Origin of the sequence: Streptomyces sp. NPDC090127 (assembly GCF_044746945.1) — a bacterium.
Classification (GTDB): domain Bacteria; phylum Actinomycetota; class Actinomycetes; order Streptomycetales; family Streptomycetaceae; genus Streptomyces.
Map to the genome: position 1 here is coordinate 22,608 of NZ_JBIVDE010000012.1, position 18,315 is coordinate 40,922.

The 18,315-nt window shown below is 70.9% G+C and carries 9 protein-coding genes; all 9 read right to left on the reverse strand.

Translation table 11 applies throughout. The annotated features are described in order from the left end of the window. Window positions 1-140: 140 nt before the first annotated feature. A complete protein-coding gene (locus tag ACIPPS_RS31670) occupies window positions 141-1,454 on the reverse strand; it encodes a TIGR02679 family protein (RefSeq protein WP_401439333.1) in 1,314 nt (437 codons plus the stop codon). Beyond that, window positions 1,451-5,584 carry a TIGR02680 family protein gene (locus ACIPPS_RS31675; RefSeq protein ID WP_401439336.1) on the reverse strand — a complete coding sequence of 1,378 codons (4,134 nt, stop codon included), beginning with the start codon at window positions 5,582-5,584 and terminating at the stop codon, window positions 1,451-1,453. The genes ACIPPS_RS31670 and ACIPPS_RS31675 overlap by 4 nt, the downstream gene beginning before the upstream one ends. After that, window positions 5,581-6,894 carry a TIGR02678 family protein gene (locus tag ACIPPS_RS31680; RefSeq protein ID WP_401439339.1) on the reverse strand — a complete coding sequence of 438 codons (1,314 nt, stop codon included), beginning with the start codon at window positions 6,892-6,894 and terminating at the stop codon, window positions 5,581-5,583. The genes ACIPPS_RS31675 and ACIPPS_RS31680 overlap by 4 nt, the downstream gene beginning before the upstream one ends. Next, window positions 6,891-8,447, reverse strand: a complete 1,557-nt coding sequence (locus ACIPPS_RS31685; RefSeq protein ID WP_401439342.1) for a TIGR02677 family protein — start codon at window positions 8,445-8,447, stop codon at window positions 6,891-6,893. Before ACIPPS_RS31685 ends, ACIPPS_RS31680 begins: the two co-directional genes overlap by 4 nt. Window positions 8,448-8,551: 104 nt before the next feature. Continuing rightward, window positions 8,552-8,992: a hypothetical protein gene (locus tag ACIPPS_RS31690; protein WP_401439345.1), complete on the reverse strand. Its 441-nt coding sequence runs from the start codon at window positions 8,990-8,992 to the stop codon at window positions 8,552-8,554. A 10-nt stretch (window positions 8,993-9,002) separates the two neighbouring features. Then, on the reverse strand, window positions 9,003-11,882 hold the full coding sequence (locus tag ACIPPS_RS31695) for a pPIWI_RE module domain-containing protein (protein ID WP_401439348.1): 2,880 nt from the start codon (window positions 11,880-11,882) through the stop codon (window positions 9,003-9,005). Between the two features lie 57 nt (window positions 11,883-11,939). After that, window positions 11,940-15,386: a signal recognition particle gene (locus tag ACIPPS_RS31700; protein ID WP_401439351.1), complete on the reverse strand. Its 3,447-nt coding sequence runs from the start codon at window positions 15,384-15,386 to the stop codon at window positions 11,940-11,942. Further along, window positions 15,379-16,575, reverse strand: a complete 1,197-nt coding sequence (locus tag ACIPPS_RS31705; RefSeq protein ID WP_401439354.1) for a hypothetical protein — start codon at window positions 16,573-16,575, stop codon at window positions 15,379-15,381. Before ACIPPS_RS31705 ends, ACIPPS_RS31700 begins: the two co-directional genes overlap by 8 nt. Beyond that, on the reverse strand, window positions 16,572-18,197 hold the full coding sequence (locus ACIPPS_RS31710; RefSeq protein ID WP_401439357.1) for a PD-(D/E)XK nuclease family protein: 1,626 nt from the start codon (window positions 18,195-18,197) through the stop codon (window positions 16,572-16,574). The genes ACIPPS_RS31705 and ACIPPS_RS31710 overlap by 4 nt, the downstream gene beginning before the upstream one ends. Window positions 18,198-18,315 lie beyond the last annotated feature (118 nt).

Consider the following 18,315-nt stretch of genomic DNA (forward strand, 5'->3'; position numbering starts at 1 on the left):
GCTCCAGGATCGCCACGCACTCCACATGATGCGTCATCGGAAAGATGTCACGCGAAACGGCAGTCGGCATAGTCGCAGGTCAGCACCGGTATACGGCTCCTCTGAGCGCCCCTTCGGTCGCTTGGAGCGTCAAATGGGCGTCACGGACAGCCAGTGGGGTGCTCCTGGCGAGCCGCAGCAGCGAGATCTTCCAACAGCACATCGGCTACCAGCTCCTCGACCACGGCGATGTCGTGCTCCGCCATGGCTTCGGCCAACTCGGGATCCCACGGTGCTCCGGTGATGCGCCCCGGTCGAGGACCGTGCGCGTTGCGGACGATCGCGGATCTGTAGTCTGCCGCCGTCATGCGCCAGGGGTGCGCCCCTGTTTTCTCCATGACGTATGCGGCAATGCGGATGCCTTCGCCATCGAAGTCACCGTGGTAACGGAGAGCAGCGCCTTGGCCCGCGAGTAGGCGCAGGAGCTGGATAGCTGCGCTGTTGGGCCAGCCGGACGTGCAGACAAGCGGTGGGCAGTTGGAACCGAAGCGACGGAGGGTTAGAGCCAAGATGCTGGGGTTCTCCACGACGTGGACGATGGGTGGGGCAAGGGCGGCGGGCAGGGTCACCTCGCCCGGGTTCCTGACGTGGGCGAGGGTCAGGCTGGCGGCCTGGCCGGCCTCCGTGCACAGGCGGGCCACACGGGCGAGAAGGCCGTCGCCGCCAGGGCGCAGTCCGCCGGCGATGACGGTGGCGGACAGCTCGTCGTCGGCGACGCCAGCGCGGGACCACAGGGCGCGCCGTTCCGCTGCGGACTGCGGCGGAGCAATGTCGTACAGAGTCGCCAGGGCACGCAGGACGAGGGTGGAGACGGGTGCGCCGTCGTCGAGAGCGTGGGCGTGGCCGTTCAGGACTCGGGCGGCGAAGACGGGCAGGGGTTCGGCCTGGCCCGGTAGGTCGGCGAGCACCTTGAGCGTGTCTGTGAGGAGCGTACGGGTACGTTCCGCCGAGCCGCCGACCAGTCCCGCGGCTCGACAGGACGCAGCCCAGTCGGCGAGCACCGGCTGCGCCCGTACCGTGTCGTGACCAGCCAGCCAGGCCCACAGACCGGCGCGTTCGTCCTCCTGGCGGCGGCGTTCACCGGCTCTGTCACCGAGTGGGCCGATGAGTTCGGCGACGACTTCTCGTATGGTGCGGCCGGAGAGTTCGGTGACGGCCTCCTCCAGGCGGGCCAGGGCGACGGAGGGCCGGGGGTCCGGCAGGCGGTCCAGGCCGAGGAGGTCTGCGAGGGCTTCGCGCTGGGTCTCGTCCAGCAGTCCGAGGCGTACGCGTGTGACGGAGCGGCCGGAGGAGAGACGGTCGTGGACCGTCTGCCAGACGGAATGGAGTTCGGGGCGGCGAAGGGTCGCGTCGCCCGGGGCGAGATGCTCCTGAGAGGTCGTCCCGCCGGACACGGGGTGGTCTCGCAAGGTCATCCTTCCTCCATTCCGGTGCCGTTCCAGACGAAGCGCGCGCTGGTGACGGCGTCGTCTCCGTCGGTCAGGAGTTGGTGGACGGCGATGCCGGGCAGTTCCCTGTAGTTTCCCCACTCGTGGTCGGAGGTGATCATGAGGTCCAGGTCGAGTGCGGTGAGCAGGGCGAAGACCTGTCCGCGGTTGACGGTGTCGACGCCGACGAAGACCTCGTCGAGGAGGATCGGGCGGGGGGCCAGGGGCACGTCCTCGTAGTGGGCGGCGACGGCGGCGAACAGGGGCAGGTGCAGTGCGATGGCTTTCTCCCCGCCGGAGAGCGCGCCGTGCAGCCGCTTGGTCAGGGGCTGCCAGCCGCTCCCGTCCGCCCGGTCGAGGCGGACGGTGAAGGTGTGCCAGGCGGTGTAGTCGAGCACCTCGCCGAGGTGCTCCTCCCAGCTCGCGGCCGTGTCGCTGCCCTTGGCCTCCTCGATGCGGGCACGGAAGAAGGCGTGAAGGGCCTCCCGGTCGGACTCGGTGACCCGACCGGGGTCCTTCAGGAGCAGCTGGCGGGCGGTGCGGGTGCTGTCGGGGAGGTCCGGGCGGACGTCCCAGACGAGCTGGACGGCGACGTTGGAGGCGGTGCGGACCCGTTCCAGGTGCCCGTTCATGTGCGCGACGAGTTCGCCGGCCCGGCGGATACGGGCGGCGAGGTGGCGGCGGATGTCACCGGTGAGGATCTGGTCGAAGAGGCGCCGTTCGGCGGTGCTGATGTCGTCGCGGCTGCGGTCGCGCTCCTGGGTGAGCGCGGCGAGCAGACCGGTCGCCCCGACGCGGACGCCCTCCAGGGTGGCGGTGAAGAGCTGGACGTCGTCGTCGGGCTCCAGCTCCAGGTCGGCGCGGACGCCGAGGTGGCGGCGGGCCTCGTGGACGGCTTCGGAGAGGCGGGTGGCGGCGTCGCCGAGGTGGCGCGGGGCGTGCAAGACCTGGGGCCACCGTGCTGCCATGGCGCGCGCGGCCTCCAGAGTGGCCTTGGTACCGTCCCCGGCGTCGAGTTCGGGTACGACGCCCGCGTCCTCGGCCAGACCCACCAGGCACAGGTGCCGGAACCGCTGCGCCGCGCCGTCGCGTGCCTCGACTGCCTTCTCCTGCCGGTCGGCGTCCTGGCCACTGGTGGCCCTCAGCTCTCCGATGCGGCCTTCCAGGCCCAGGAGGAGCTCGGCTGCCTGGCGGGCTTCCTTGCCGCAGCGGACCCGTTCGGCACGGGTCTCCGCAACGCGCGCGACGATCTGCCGGTAATCCGCGCCGACCGTCTCCTCCACCGCCTTCATACGTGCCGTCATACCAGCCGCCTTCGCTTCCGCAGCGGCCGCGTCGGCGGCCTGCTTCTCGGCGAGAAGGCGTGACCGGTCCGCCCGTGCGGCCGTCTCCCTAGCCCTTTCAGCGGCCGCGATCGCGTCGATGCGGGCGTCCGTCCAGGTATCGGCGAGGTCGCGGAACCTCTCCACGTCGCGGCCGAGTTCGCGCAGCCGGTCGCGGTCCGTGGGCAGTCCGTGTTCGGCGGCCCTGCGGCTCAGCGTGCGCAGGGCGCCGGCCACGTCACCCTCGCGTGCGGCCAGATGCTCGGTCGCGTCGCGCACGGCGTCGTCCCGGGCGGCCACCTTCTCCTCGGCCCGGTCCCAGTCCCGCCGGCAGGCGTCGAGTTCCCGGTGGTCGGGCCGGGCGGTGCGGTCGTCCGCCAGCCGGGCGGCGCGGACGCCGAGTTCCCGCAGCCGGTCGGCGAGGGTGGCCAGGGAGGCGTCCTTCTCGGCGATCAGCTCGGTCAGTTCGGCGATCTCACGCTGCTTGGCCCGCTGCCGGGCGAGGGCGCCGATATGGGCGGGCTCCGGCTTGCTCCAGGAACCCGTGGCCGGCGCGAGGCGCCAGGCGCCGTCGGAGGAGACTGCCGCAGGGTGCCCGCCGGGCAGGGTGGTGCCATACGCGATGCCGGCGAGGATGCGGGTCACGGTGCCGGCCGGTACGGGGATGTCCTCCTCGGGCCTCAGCACGTCCAGCAGGCTGGAGCCGGGGGCGGTCGTGGCGAGGCCAACCTCGACACGGGTGTCGTGCCCAGGGAGGGGGAGCCCTTCGGATGCGCTCACCCATGCGTCCAGGAGACCCGACGCCTCCAGTGCCGCTTCCACCGCAGCCTGTACGGGGAGCGGGACGTCCTCGTGGAAGGCGATCAGCCGCCACAGCGGCGCGCCCGCCGCAGCCGTACGGACGGTGGTGCGAGTGGGTGGGGCGACGGGCTGGAGATCGGTCTCGCCGCTGAGCTTGCGCCTCCGCGCGTCGAGCAGGTCCCGTTCCTGCTCCAACCCCTGTTGTGCGGTGCGGACTCCGGCCCGCTCCGTGGTGATCTCCTGGTCCAGCGGTCGTGCGACCGTTTCGACCAGCTCGCGCACGTCTGCCTCGACGGCCGCCCTGGCGGCCAGTTCATCGAGGTCGGGGATGCGCAGCTCCGTGCAGTCCCGGGCCCAGGCGAGCAGCCGCTCCGCCTGGGCTGCCAGGGCTTCGTCCCAGGCGGCGGCGGTCGCGTCGCGGTGGGTGATCGCGTCCGCGAGCCGGGTTCGGGCCTCGTCCAGCAGGCCCTCGGCGGTACCCCGGTCGCGTACCGCCCGGTCGTGGGCGTCGATCGCGTCGGTGATGTCGGCGACCCGCTCCCGTCGGGCGGTGACCGCGCCCCGGAGCAGTCGGCGGGCGGCGGTGCCAGGAGCATCGGACCGCCTGCTCCCCGTCCTGACCGGGGTGTTCGCCGTCCCGTTGCCGAGGGGCTTCACCTCCCCTTCCGCGTCCAGCATCGTCTTCACCTCGTGGTGAATGGACTCCATGCCTGCGGCCCGGGCCGAGCGGTGTGCCTCGTCCGCGGTCGCGCGGGCGTGCTCGTCGCGCGAGCGGGCGTGTCCCGCGACCTCGTCGGCGTGCTTCCGGTCCTCCTCTGCCTCAGCCTCGGCGGACCGGGCGGCGGTACGCAGCCCCGCGGCCGCCGCGACCTGTTCCTCGGTGCCGCGGCGGAGCCGGTCGAGCTCCTCCCCCTTCTGGTAGGCGTCGCTCTCCCGAAGCCCTTCGACGATCTCGTCCAAGGCGTGCGCCCGCAGTTCCAGCTCCTCTCGCAGGGCCAGGGTGGAGGCGCGCTCCTCGCACGCCTTCTCGTACTCCTCGGCGCTGACGCGGGCGTCCCGGGTGAGGTCGTCCATCTCGGTGGTCGCAGAGATCAGCGCTGCCGCGCCGGCCCGCAGGACCCGACGGGCGTAGGCGCGCTGCCGGGAGGCGACGTTCTCGGCGGCCGTCACCTCGGCGTCGAGGCGGTCGAGGTGGTCCCGCTGCCGGTCCAGGCGCTCGAAGCCCTCGGCGAGCTCGGTGATCTCTCCTTCGCCGAGCGGGGGCAGTGCCCGGGACAGCAGGGTGGACAGGAGGGAGGGGTCGAGCCGTTCGGACAGCTTGGGCTGGCGAAGCTGGAGCAAGGCGGAGAGCAGGGACTCGTACCGCTGCTCACCCATGCCCGCGAAGAGTTCGCGCCGCACAGTGGTGCGGTAGTCGGTGGCTGACGGATGCACCTCGCCGCGGTCACGCAGGGCTTCGGTGAGGGCCGCCTTGGTCAGGGGCTGTCCGGTGTCGTTGACGAGGTGGACCCCGTCGGGGTGGGCGATCCGGGCGGTGGTGGTGAAGTAGTCGGCGTGCGCCGTGGTGGTGTGCACGCTCGCGTGCAGGCGGGCTCCGCAGCCGAACCAGTGCTCAGTGCCGTCGTCTCCGACGCGGCGGAACTCCATCCACACGTACCCCACACGGGTCTTGCCGGACGCTCCCTGGCCGAGCAGGTTCCAGTGCATCGTGCGCTCCGAACCGCCGAACGTGGAGAGGCGGTTGGGGCGGAGGCTGGCATCGAAGAGGAAGGGGAGCAGCAGTTCCAGGGCCTTGGACTTGCCAGTGCCGTTCTGACCGCGCAGCAGCAGGCGACCCTGGTGGAAGGTGAAGGTCTCGTCGTAGTAGCGCCAGACGTTGAGGATGCCCGCGCGATGGGGCTGCCAGCGTCCGCGGCCGGTGTCCGCCTCGTGAACGGGCGACGGCTCGATGGTCTCCTCGGGCCGTCGCTGGAGGGGGAGTTCCGTCACGCTCACTGCTTGTCTCCTTCTCCGGCGCTGCCGGCGGCGGTCACGGCTAGCGGATCGTTCTTCGGGGCTGGGCCGGTGGTCTCCGTCAGGCGGTAGCGGTACGCGGCCGGTCGCGCGACGACGCGGTCTCGGGCCCTGCCTGCCAGGCCGACGTCGAGCAGGATCCGTACGGCGTCGTCGGCAAGGCGGGCCGGGCCTTCCTCCGACTGGTACGCCTTGGCCCAGCCCGGAAAGCGGCGCAGCAGCTCTGCTCCGGCCTCGGCCAGCTGCTCGGGCAGCAGGCCCGCGGGCGTGGCGCAGAGCGGTGAGAGGAGGAGTAGCGCGGCGACTCGGGCTGTGGAGGTGTCGTCGGGGAAGCGGACGTCGGTGGCGATGGCGTCCGGGTCGACGAGTAGGAAGCCCTCCGCCCGTTCCTCCAGGAGGAAGCCGGCCTGTTCGACTGAGCGGCGCAGGATCTGGCGTCCGGTCAAAGAGGTGACGTAAGCGAGCTCGTCATCGGCGAGGTCGGCTCGGTAGAGCACGGGGTCGTCGAAGAGGCGGCGCAGCACCGAATGGCGCAGCCTCAGGTTGCGCTGGGCGTCCGTGGTCGCGGCGGTCTCGGCGTGCGTATCGTCGGCCGTCCCTTCGGCAGAAGCGCCTCCGTAGCGGCGCTCCCTGACCAGACCGGCAAGGAGGTCCTCAAACCGCGCGGGCACCTCCTCCGGGGGCACGGCGAGCCGGGAGGCGCCGACCGGCGCAGCGGCCAGCCGCATGAGCAGCGTGTTGTCCACGCGGTAGAGGACCTTCGCCTCCGCGGAGTCGACGTACGTCTCGGTCGTGCCGTCCACCACACGCAGTACGTCGTACGACTCCAGCAGCTTCAAGACGTCGACGAACGCCATGCGCTCCGGCCGGTGGACCGGATCGAACCCCGCCAGCGCGCGGTCGGCCGCCATGGCCTGGACGACACGGTCGGCGAGCATGCCGATGGTCGCCATCGGCATCGACAGCAGCTCTGCGGCGGTCACGCACAACAGGACGTACCGACGGCGGTCGAACGGGGCCCGGCCGGAGCGCGCCCGGCGAGCGGGACGGGAGCCGTCGGGGTTGGCGCGGACCTTGGTGAGGCGGGCGTAACCCCGGCGGGGCTCCACGACCAAATTCCAGCCGCAGGTGTAGTCGAACCAACGAGCCAGCGGGTCACGGCGGCGGCGCACCAGATCGAAACCGGTCGGGTCGGCTGCCTCGGTGAGCAGCGGGCGAGCCAGAAGGAGGCGGATGGCTCGGGCGACTTCCTCCCGTTCGGCGGAGGCCAGTTGGTTGGCGAGGGTGCTCATCCTGCGGCCTCCTGACCCGTGGCGGCGCGGACTGCCGGGAAGGCGATCGCCCCGCCCACGGCCGTGACGTGGATGACGTAGTCCGGACCTGCCATCGTCCCCTGCACGGTACGCAGTACGGCTGCGCGCCCGTCGGGAGGCGGCGACAGCGCCACCTCCACCCGGCCGTCGCCGGTCGTGGCCCGTCGCCGGCCACCCGCGTCCGGCCGGGCAGCCAGCGCCCGGCCCAGCAGGTCGAGGAGACGGTCGAAGGCCGCGGGGTCGAGGGTGCTGAAGGAGGAGAGCCGTACGGGGCCGTCCGTCTCCAGCGCCTGCCAGGCGCGCGCCAGCTCCGCTCGTTCCGCCCGGGCCCGCTCGGCGCGTTCCGCCCTGACCGCCGCAACGTCCCGCACGGTGGCCGTACGAGTGAAGCGTTCGGTCCGTCCGCTGGTCCTCAGCAGGGCCGACACCTGTACCGGCGGCGCCTCGGACCAGGAGTGGGACGAGGGGATCAGTTCCGGGTCCGGGTGGGCGAGGTGGGCATGGCGGGCCGGGCCGAGGCCGAAGGCGGCCGACCACAGCCGGTGCAGGTCCTCCTCGTCGGGAGCCGCCGCGAACCAACGCGCGAGCTCCCGAAAGTCCTGCACGGCGCTGGAGGGGCGGCGCCGGGACTCGTTGATCCGCTCCAGCACCTGCAGGAGGGAGACGATGGCGCGCCGGGCGATGTCGTGCAGCTGCTCGATCCGGGGGCGCGCCCCGTCATCCGGCAGGAACCAGGCCCTCAGCCCCGCCCAGCGCGCCCGCCGGCTCTCCAGCCAGCCGGCTGCCGGGTCCTCTCCCGGGGCCGGAGGCAGCTCGGCACCGCGCAGGGCCCGCTCACGCAGCACCGCGATGCCCCGCTCCTCCACGCGGGCCACGGCGGCGGCCACCGTCTCGCCGCGCCGGTCGAGATTGACCAGGAACTCCTGGAGATACGCGACGGTGGCGGCCTTCACCTCACGGAACACGTCCAGATCCACTCCTTCGGCGCGAAGGAGCCTCTGCAACTGGCCGTTGAAGGCCTTGGTGTTCTCCACCAGGCCCTCCAGATGGCCCTCCAGCTCCCGCAGGGTGCTGAAGATCCGCCGGTCGGCCGCGGCAGGTTCACCGGACAGCACGGTCAGCTCGTCGAGACGGTCGGCGATCGCCTCCAGCACCGCGGTCTGCAGCGCCCCTGTGGAGGCCAGCACCTCCAGGGCGTGTCGCACCCCGGCGAGCGCGGCCTCGCCCCGACGGGTCAGCGAGTAGTGCAGGTTGCGCCGCTCGTACTCCTCGGCCGTGCGGTAGTTCTGGGCGTGGTTGTGGACCACGTCAAGGAGTTCCCACTTCACCAGCCGTTTCAGCGTCTCGTGCAGTTCCTCGTCCTCGAGGTCCGAGACCCAGCCGACCGCACGCAGCCGCTCCCGTACGCCGTCGAGCCCGAGCGCGGTCTCCAGGTGCTCGCCGGCCACCCCGAAAGCCTCGAGCACGGCCCCGTTCAAGTCGGCCGTCTCCCCCGTAGTGAACCGGAACATCTCCGGCGGAACCCTGCGCATGCTGGTACATCCCCTCCGCCGCCACCCCTGCGGCACTTCGATCTCCACGGTAGGGGGCGGCCCCGGGTCCCGGCCTCGGTTTGCTGTCAACGTTGTGATAGCTGTCATGACGAGGCCTGCTCCGTGCTTTCGAACGGGTAGGCAAGGCTCTGCGCACTTCGGATGCCGGAGGCCAGCACGTTGCCACTTGTCCGGTAGGGCAGGTGCTTCAGTGGCTCCAGGATGATCCGCACGGTGCCCGGCACCGTTCCGGCGAGGAGATCCCTCTCCCTGGTGAGCAGGCGTACTCCGGAATCTCCGAGGTCCTCAGCGTTCTGCACGATCTCAGAGAGGCCTTGGAGCGGATCGCTGGACAGATTGCCGTCGCAGTCCCGGGTCCGGTCGAAGGCGTGACGGATCATCCTGGGCAGGCCCTCGAACAGCCCGCCCAGATGTGCGACGGCCACTGCCGTCGCCGCGCCTCCCTTCGATTCCGGTACGTCGACCGCGTCCCGCATCTCCTCCTGAGCGAGGAGCAGTTCGGCGGTCTGAACGGCCTGTTCCACCGCCTCCGTACTACACGTCGCCATGTGCCTGGTCCTCACTGTCCTCGTCCGTGTCGAAGTCAAAGGTGAGCTGCCCGGACCCGTCTCCGGGGACGGGCACCGCGACCGGCCCCGCCGTCGGGTCCACCGCCTCCTCCTCGTCGTGCGGCAGCGCGTACTCGTCCGCGAGCCGTGCGAGGTGAAGAGCGAGCGGCAGGCCGAGCACGTCCCGGTAGTCGTCCTTGCAGATGCGCTGTTGGTGGACGAACGCGGCCCATGCCTCGGGGTCGTCGCCGGGCTGAAGGCAGGCCAGGGTGAGCTCCAGTAGCTCGGGGTTCCACGCGTTCACCGTCGGCCGGTGGGCGCTCCGGCCGGCAGGGTTGACGTGAGGGGTCAGCTTCGCGTCGTCGTTCGTCAACTTCGTCTGCGTGCTCGCCTTGTCCGCCGTGCTGTAGAAGACACGGCCGGGGGCTCCGGGCTCGTCGGGCACCCACAGTCCCATGCCGAAGCCGCCCCGCTGTTGCCCGGCCAACTCTTCCTCGCGCTCCTCCCGTTCCGCCCACCACTGGGGCGTCTCGTCACGGCCGCTGTCAGCGACCCTGACGACCCGGAGGTGCTTGCCGTAGAGACCGATCCGCTGCGCGGGGCCCCCGTCGAGGCCGATCCGATCCACCTCGAGCCCGCCGTTGGTGAGCCACGGCCAGCGCTTGCGCACGTCTTGTGCGTGGGCCAGGACCAGGGTCGGCGTGCCGCGCAGACTCGCCAGGGTCCTCCTGATGAAGGCCGCCGTGACTGCCGACTGCTGCGCCGAGGTCCTCAGGTCGTTCCCCCGCACTCGTCCGGTCAGGATCCGGAGCAGGTCCGGGTAGGGCATCCACTCGGAGGTGTCCGCGGTCCGTCCGAGAACACACGGTGCATCCGGTCGGAGCAGCACGGCGATCGGGGTGAACTGTGCCCTGCCCGTGGGACCGTCGACCCGGCGCTCGACCAGATGGAAGGCCACCTGGTTCAGTCCGGAAGGGATGCGATCGCCGAGAGTGTGCTGGGGCACCAGGCGCATCCCGGTCTGACGAAGGCCGTCCGCCCAGGCCGCTTCGGCCCGCAGGGCGGCGTCCTTCTCGGCGTCAGCCGTGTCCATCGCGGTGTCCAGGGGGCGGATGAACTGGGTGACCAAGCCTGCGTCCGCGCACCCGAGCCGGATCGCGTACTTGGGGTCGGTACGCCTCGCGGGACCTTGGAACGCTTCGCTTCCTTCCAGCTCGACAAGGGCGATTCGAGCCCCGGGCACCTGCTCCCTCAGGCGGGTCATCGCTTCGGCGACCCGTCCGCGCCGCTCACGGATGGCCTGGTCGTGTTCCTGCCCCGCGCGCGGCGGCCGGTCCTCCGCTCCGAGAGGGGATCCCAGCTCACCCAGCGGGTGGGCGTGGAGCCGCACGGTGAGCTCCTCGGCCTCCCAAACCCACGTCTCCGGTCCTCGTTCACGCCGAAACTGTGTGAGCCCGAGCGCGCTCTCGGCGGTGGCGACGAGCCGGTCTCGCTGGTCGTCGGTCTGGTGAACCAGGAAGCCGACGAGATCGGTGCCGTCCAGCGTCGCGGCGAGCGCCGCACGTCGCACCCGCGCGTTGTCCGCCGCGGTCCGTTCCGTCCGTTCCAGGAGGGCGGCGAGCTCTTCGGTGGTGGCGTTCTTGGGCATGGAGGGCCGCTTCGTGAGCTGCCTGACAGGCGGGCGACCGTACCGGCTGCGCTGGAGCTTCGGGGCGGGGACGAACTCGGGGGCCAGCGCCTGCTCGGCCCACTCGATGAGACGGCGGCGTTCGCTGGGCATCAGTCCGGTCCCGATGGGGTGCCTGCCCATGGCGGCCTGGTGACCGACCGCCAGCCTGATGCCGTCCTTTCCGTCCCCGATCCAGTGGTCGGCCTCCTTGACCAGTCGATCCACCGACGGGAGACCGTCGAGCGCGGCGACGGCGGCGAGCATGCCGCTGGGGCCGCCCTGCCTCCAATCCGTGGTGCCGTTGCGCCACTGCAGCATGGCAACCGAGAGTCGCCGGGACACCGGTGCGTCCGGCACGAGCGAGGTCTCCGGCAGTAGGTAGACCGAGACACCCTTGCGGAAGGGCATCCAGACCTTTCCGGTGACGAACCGGCGGATTCCCGCGCTGAGGTGAATCCGAGGAACCGGTGAGAACGGAACGGTGCGCACGCCGACGCGGAGGGTGGCCGCGTAGTACGACGGCTTGCGCTCGCCGCTCCTACCCGTGGGCCGGTATTCGATCGGCGGCCACGACATCAGTTCCGCGCTGCTGCTCCCGGCGTCGTACCCGCCGCCGGCGCCGGCGACCTGGTGGAAGGTGAGTTGCCGGCCTCCGTGCTCGTAGGCACCCTGACGTGCGATGCGTGCGGCCAGTTCGTCGGGGAGCAGTCGGTACACCAGACGGGTGGGCTTGGCGGTGCCACCGGGAGAAGGCTGTTGTTCGAGCAGGTCGACGGTGTCTGCGCGCCAGGTCAGGCTTTCGGTGTGCAGCTCGCGGAAGCACTCCGCGAGCAGACGCCGTGCGTCCGGATCATCGGGATGGCGGGGGAGATTCCTGAGCCAGGTGGCGGCGTAGAGGTTGGTCACCGGGGTGGGAAACGGCTCGGTGCAGTAGAGCCAGGGGGAGTCCGTTCCGAAGGTGGCGTTGGACGCTACGGTGACGACGTCCGGGGCGGTGGTGCGGATCAGCTGGTTGATCTCCCGGGTGGGGATGCGGCGTGGGCCGTGCCATCGGCCTTCCGGCCGGCCATGGTCACGCAGCTGGCCGAGCGGCTCCTCCCAGTGAGCGGGCAGCGAGAGGGTGTGCCGGAGGACGGGGAAAGGCCCCTGTGCCGGGTCAGGCATGTACGAGGCGGTCCGTACGTGCTGGTACGCCATCTTGTGAGTCTCCTCAGATCGGAGGCAGGTGCGGGGTGCGGGCGGGCAGCCGCGGTCTCAGCCCATGTCGACGAGGGCGCGGTAGAGCGGCTCGTACAGTTCACGGACGAGCGACTTGTCGATCGGAGAGGGTTCCGACGGAGCTTCGGCACCTTGAGCGACGATGTCGGGCTCGTCGAAGTAGGGGGCCAGCACGGCGCGCATGCTCGCCAGCAGGCTGGTGTCCGGGGTGTCGACAGCCTCGAATCCCGCCTCGCGGGGTGAGAAGGCGGCGTCCACGAAGGCCACCCTGGCAGGCACACCACCTCGTACGAGGCGGCCGATCACCTGCCACATCACGACCAGCTGGTCCCAGGTGAAGGCGACCTTCTCGTCGTCCCGGAGGCTGGACCAGGCCATTCGGCGGGTGAGGTACCGGTTCCACTGGCGGCGGGCGCGACTACGGAACCCGATAGCGGCCTGGTGCGGCGTGGCAGCCGCGAGCGTCGCCTGTGTGAAGACCCTCCCGGTGTCCCGGAGCTGGCGTACCGCCCAATCGTTGATCGACTGGATGGCGAGGGCGATGTCATCGGGCCGCGGGTGGGGCCGGGCGAGGAAGTAGACGCTGCCGATCGCCGCCTTGCCCGTGCTCAGCACGATGTTGTGCCCTCGTTCCACCGCGAGCAGCGGCGCGACCAGGAGTTCGCCGCCGATCTTCGCGAAGGAATGCACGTCGCCCCGGGTGAGGGTGCGTACTGCGGGATCCTCCGGCAGCCGGGCCCAGGCGGTGTCGGCGTCCGCGTCGTCCGAGACGAGCTGGACGACACGGCCGTTCCACTCGGGGATCCCGTTGAGGTACTCGGCCGCGCGCCGCGCCTCGTCGTAGCTGCCGACGAGGAGCAGGATGCGGCGCCGATCCTGGTCGGGGATCTCGTTCAGCTCGGTGTCGAGCATGCTCGATGCGCCGGGCAGGCTGCGGTCAGGGACCGCGAGCTGCCGGAGCATCTCGACGAGCGCCTGGGGCCGCTCCTTCGGGGGGCAGCCCGACAGCCGCAGGGGCCGCGGCCCTTCGCTGCCCGGCCAGTGGAGGAACTCCTTGCGGAACTCGGTGCTGAGGACGGCCTCGACCTCCTCGTCCCGCGGGCGAAGCACGGCTCCCACATCGGCGTGCAGGTGGTACCGGCTGGAGGTGCCGGCCCAGCTGGTCGCGGACATGAGCAGAACGTGGGGGGCGGGTCGGCTGTCCACCCGACACAGGTCGCCCATTCGCATGAGGAGTTCGCGCCCCACACCGTTGCAGTGGAAGAAGCGCAGCTCACCGCTGCGGTCGCCGTCGCGCTCCGAGTCCGTGAGACGAAACTGGAAGCCGAGGACGTTGCCCATCGGTGATTCGGGGATGACCGCCTCGTAGTCCTTCGGAGGTCTGCGGGAGAGGACGTTCGACGCGTTCTCCAGGTGGAGTGCGGCCTCGACGCGCGGCCACAGGATGGTCATGAAGTCGAGTCTGCTGTGGAGCGCGGCGAGGAGCAGGGTGAACTCGAAGCGTCGGGCCTGTACGTCGATCCGGTCGAGGACTCCGGAGTCGTGGCCCACGACAGCAGTGAGGGTGGAGCGGAGCCGTTCCCGGGTGCGGGCGCCCTGGGGGGCGTGGAGCAGCTCAAGGGCCAGGTGGACGAAGGCGTTGACCAGGGGGGTCACCTGGTCGCCGTCACCAGTGCTCTCGTGCTCGTGCAGGGGGTCGTCCCGGAAACGCAGCAACGCCTCGTCCAGCAGCCGTGCCGCGGGCGGTGGTTGGTCGCCCGCGTCCCGCCCGGGGAACCAGCTGTCGATCAGCAGGTTGTGCAGGGTGAACGCGCTGAAGTAGTCGACGCTGATCCACTGCCGCAGCTCCCCGTCCTTGACCAGGAGCGAATAGAGCCGGTCGGTGGCGGCACTCACGGTGTTGACGGCGTTCGTCCAGTCGTCGACGTCGCGTTCGGACAGCCGGAGTCGCCCGTCTCGGGCCATCTGCTGGAACTTGTGGACGGCGACCTCGTCGAACCATGAGTTCGGGTAGGTGCCGACGAGGGTGCTGGCCGGGGCGAACACGGTGTCGAGCTGCATCTGCACGCGGTCCGCCTCATCGACGATGATCAGGTCGCTAAGTCGGCAGGCGAGTTCCAGGTAACGGATCTGCTCGTCGTGCTGGTGCTGTGGCACGGAGCTGTGAACCAGCCCGGCGGGGGTCGCAACCCAGACGCGGGCATCGACGAGGTCCCGGGCGCCGCGATGTCTCGGACAGCGGTTCCACAACGGGCACAGCTTCCGCTGAGGCTTGGGGCGCGGTCTTCGGCCGGCCGGGTTCTCCGCTTCGACCAGTGGATCGTCTGGGGTCTCTTCCTGGTCCACAGCCGGGTACAGCCCGAGGCACGGGGCTTCCCTGATGCCGAGGGGCCTGCGTGCCTCCATGCCGCGCAGCACGTCCACGGGGCAGGCACTGCTCAGGTACGCGAAGCCGGGGTGGTCGTGTCCCAGCATGGTGTCGGCGCCCGCCACCGCGGTGCGGCGGTGCAGACGTCCGATGTTCCGCTCTCGCGTGGAGTGGCCGAGGATGGGTGCCGCCGCTACCCCGAGCCGCTTGAACAGCTCGACGACGGCCAGGGTTTCGGCGACGTCGCCGACGACCAGGGTGACACGGCGCGACGTCCGGGTGACCAGGTGGTAGGTAAGGATGTCGCGGAGGGTCGACTTGCCCGCACCGACCATGCCGACCATGTGGAGCAGCTGGTCGATCCTGAGGCGCTCGCCACGCGTGAACCGGCCGAGGGCCTCGTCCCGGACGAGTAACCGGACACGGCTCAGTCGACCGCGCCATCCGCTTCGGGAGCCGCCGATGACCTCCTCCTTCGCGTCCATGGCTGCGGCCGCCGACTCGAGTTCTTCCCAGGTCACGTCTACGGGTTCCCCGCGCCCGGCGGGTGCCGCGTCGAGGGCGTGCGACCTGGGGAGGGCGCCGAGCAGCAGGTCGTCGGTGATCTCGACCGAGTGGAGCCGGTCCTGGGCCCGGAAGGTGTGCTCGCCCGATCCAGCGAGCGGAACACGGCGGGTCGCGAACTCGGGTCCTGTGGTGAGCAGCTCTTCGAACACCTCGAAACGACGCGCTGCCCGGGCGGGTACGCGTCGACGCGGGACCGCGTCGACGCTTTCGAGGTCGTATCCGCGCAGCTGCTGCGGCACGCGTAGGTACGCCTCCAGCGCCTCAGACCAAGCGTGTCCGCGTCTGAGGACCCACAGGTGGTGGCGGGCGCGCAGGATGCGCAGCCGCTGTTCGTCGGAGCGGACGTCTCCGAGCGCTTCGCTGTGGGGGTATCCGCCGAGGAGGGGCCACACGTCGAGCGCGGCGCGCGTGGGCGCCACGCTCTGCAGCAGGTAGAGGCCCAGTTCGACGTCGAGGAGATCGGCGACCCGGAACGCACCGAGGTCATCCGGCCATACATCGGTGAGCTGGCGGGAGCAACGACGGTGCCAGCTGCTGCGATCACGCATGGTGGTCTCCTTGGCGGCGAGGGGATCCGGCGGCTTCCGTCCGGTCGGCGATCTGTTCGGCCACGAGACGCAGGAAGGTCCGGTCGTCGAGCAGGGTGATGTTCCCTGCCAGATCTTCGGGAAGATTTCGGCGGAACTGTCGTCCGTACGCCTCGTTCTCGCGGAATCGATAGCGGGGCACGACCAGGAAGGCCCGGTCGAAGGGCGGATCGGCCCGGAAGCGGGTGAGTGTGCGTGCGAGCAAAACCGGGTTCACCCGGTCCTTGACGTCCACGGCCCAGTACCGGCCTCCGGGCAGCGGGACGCGCAAGTCGTACGCGTCGAACTGGGGCCACATCTCGGCGTCGATGCCGAAGCGTCTCTTGAGGGTTACCCCGATGTCGTTCTCTGCCAGGCCCGGACTGGTGACGAACATCCGCAGGGGGCGGCTGAGCTGGTGGAGCCCGCTACGGTCGGGACGTACCGGAACGGGGACAGCGGCAGTGGCGTCACGGCGGCACCGGTCCAGCTCGCAGCGGTGACCTCCGCCGGGCAGTGGCACCATCAGGCAGCGGCAGCGTCCGCACTGCTGGTACCCGCCGTCACGTCGATAGGTCGCAGGGACGGGTTCGTAGCACTGTCTGATGACGTGGTGGAGCAGGAGTCCGCACTCCGGGTCCCCACCGAGCAGGGCGAGCTCCGCGCCAGTGAGTACGGGCCGGGTGGTCAGCAGGGACCGGAAGGCGGTGTACGCCGCAGGATCGCCTGCTGCCCGGCATACGGTGAGTGCCTCCAGCATGCGCTGGTTCTCGAAGATCTCTGCGGCGGGGTCCGCCGCATCCACCTCCCACTCGAGGCAGAGCTGGTGCGGCAGTCTCGTCTGGGGATCCACGAGCGTGCCGGCGGCCCCACGGGCTTCGGGAGGCAGGTCCAGCGGCCAGCACGTCAGCGGTCGTTCGCAGGCCCAGCGCACCATCTCGGGAATGCTGCCCGGCGGTTCGACTCCGCGTCGCAGGCAGTGCAGGACGAGTCGGTTGTAGGCGTTCTGGACCTGGGCCGGATAGATCGGGTGGGGCACGCCGCGCTGCCGGGACAGACGGACCAGCGCACTGGCGATCTCCCGGAGCAGGGGTTCGTCCGAGCCCGCGGACGGTCGGGAGACCAGGCCGGATCGGGCTGCCCCGGAGTTCGGTGGGGTCTGGGTGATCATGCCTTCTCCTCCGCGTCGGCAGGGGCTTGGGCGCTCGGGCACCACCGCGAGACCGGGCACTGGTGGCAGTGCCCGCCCGGCCGTGCCTCCCACGCACGGTCCTCGCGCCAGGGGCCGGCGTACCGTCGGAGCACCGCTCGCGCCTTGGCCAGGCGCTCCGCGTCCATCGGGTCGATAACGTGGGGGTCGGATCCATCGGGACGGAGGACCTCCAGTTCCACCCTCGATCCGGAGGGGTCACCGCCCAGCTCCCCCTGGGCAAGCAGGACGACGGCCAGGGCGAGCTGCGGATACGCGTCCAACGGATCCTTGCCGATGCGGGCAGGAGTGCGGGTGGTCTTGAGCTCCCGCCATACCCAGGAACCGTCCTCCCTGTAGAGCAGGTCGGGTTTGGCCACGACCAGCGCCTGGGCCGCCGTGTCGTGAAACACCCGGGTCGGTTCGCACTCGACCCGCTCGATGGCCTCGGGAAGCTGGAAGGGGCACGAGTCCACATGCTGCAGGAGCATGGCGCGGCCCGTCTCCGCCTCCTCGTCCGGGACCCTCCACCGGCCGGCGGTCCAGTTCTCCCCCGGCGGGGGCATGTCGCCGCGCGTGCAGGGAATGGGGCCGGTGCGGCGGTGGAGCGCCTCGATCCAACCGTGCACGGCCTGGCCAAGCTTGGCCGCGTCGCTGTACTCGCCGGTTTTCGGCAGGTGCAGAGAGCGCAGCAGGGACTGCGCCGGGCAGGCGGCGTGGTACCTGAGGTCACTGATGGACACCTTCCGCAGCGGTAACCGGCGGGAGGGCAGTGCCAGTACCCCCGGAGACCGGGACACCGCCTCACACCCGGTGAACTGCTTGCAGTCGAAGCAGGCCGCCCCGGGGCGCTCCGGACCGCCCCTGACCACATTCCTCACGTGGGGGCCGCCGTGCGCCTCGTAGTACGCCTTGGCCTCCTCCGCAGTTCCGTCGAACTGAACGGTCCGCGATCCGTCGCCCAGGCCGATCTCGATGATCCTGACCCTCGCGACGGGCACGGGAGAGCCGTGGATCGCGAACTCCTGGTTCCAGCGGCGCGGCCACACCGCGTCGGCTCCGAACGCCGCGGTGTACGCGGCGACCGCGATCTCACCCCGGCTCGACGCACGGGCGTCCCCGTGTCTCAGCCGCCGGTACTCGCGCACCTTGCCGTCGGCCGACTGGTAGCGGCGCCACCATGCGTAGAGCTCCCAGCGCCGGCCATTGTCCTTGCGCACCGCCCAGTACGGCTGGACGGGCACGAAGGCGTCCGGCCCCTGGCTCGTGTACTGCCGCACCGCGTGCTCCACGTAGGTCCGGTGCCCCTCGTGCAGAGCAGGCCGGTGGCCGGACAGGGCTCCGAGCGCCTCGTCCACCGTGGCGCCGCCGAACTCGATCTGGTCCAGCGCTGCGCACACGGGACCGAGCGTGAAGGTCTCGTGCTCTTCCCTGGGAAGCTGCGACGGCACCCGCGCCCGAAGTCCTGGCCGGGCCTTCGCCGCGTCGCGGGCCGGGCAGACGTGCGGCTCGTCCCCTCCCCCTCCTGTGCCCGGCCCGATCCGGACCGGCCCCTCGTCCCCCATCATCCACTGCGGCACACGCCACGGCACGTCGTACGTCATGTCGTTCCCCCTCCCGGCCGAAGCACGGAGTCAGGCCGGCCGTCGTGAACCCCGAGGCCGTGCCGCCGAGCGTAGCGCACAACTTTGGAACTCTTTGGAGAACCTTGGAAATCAAAGG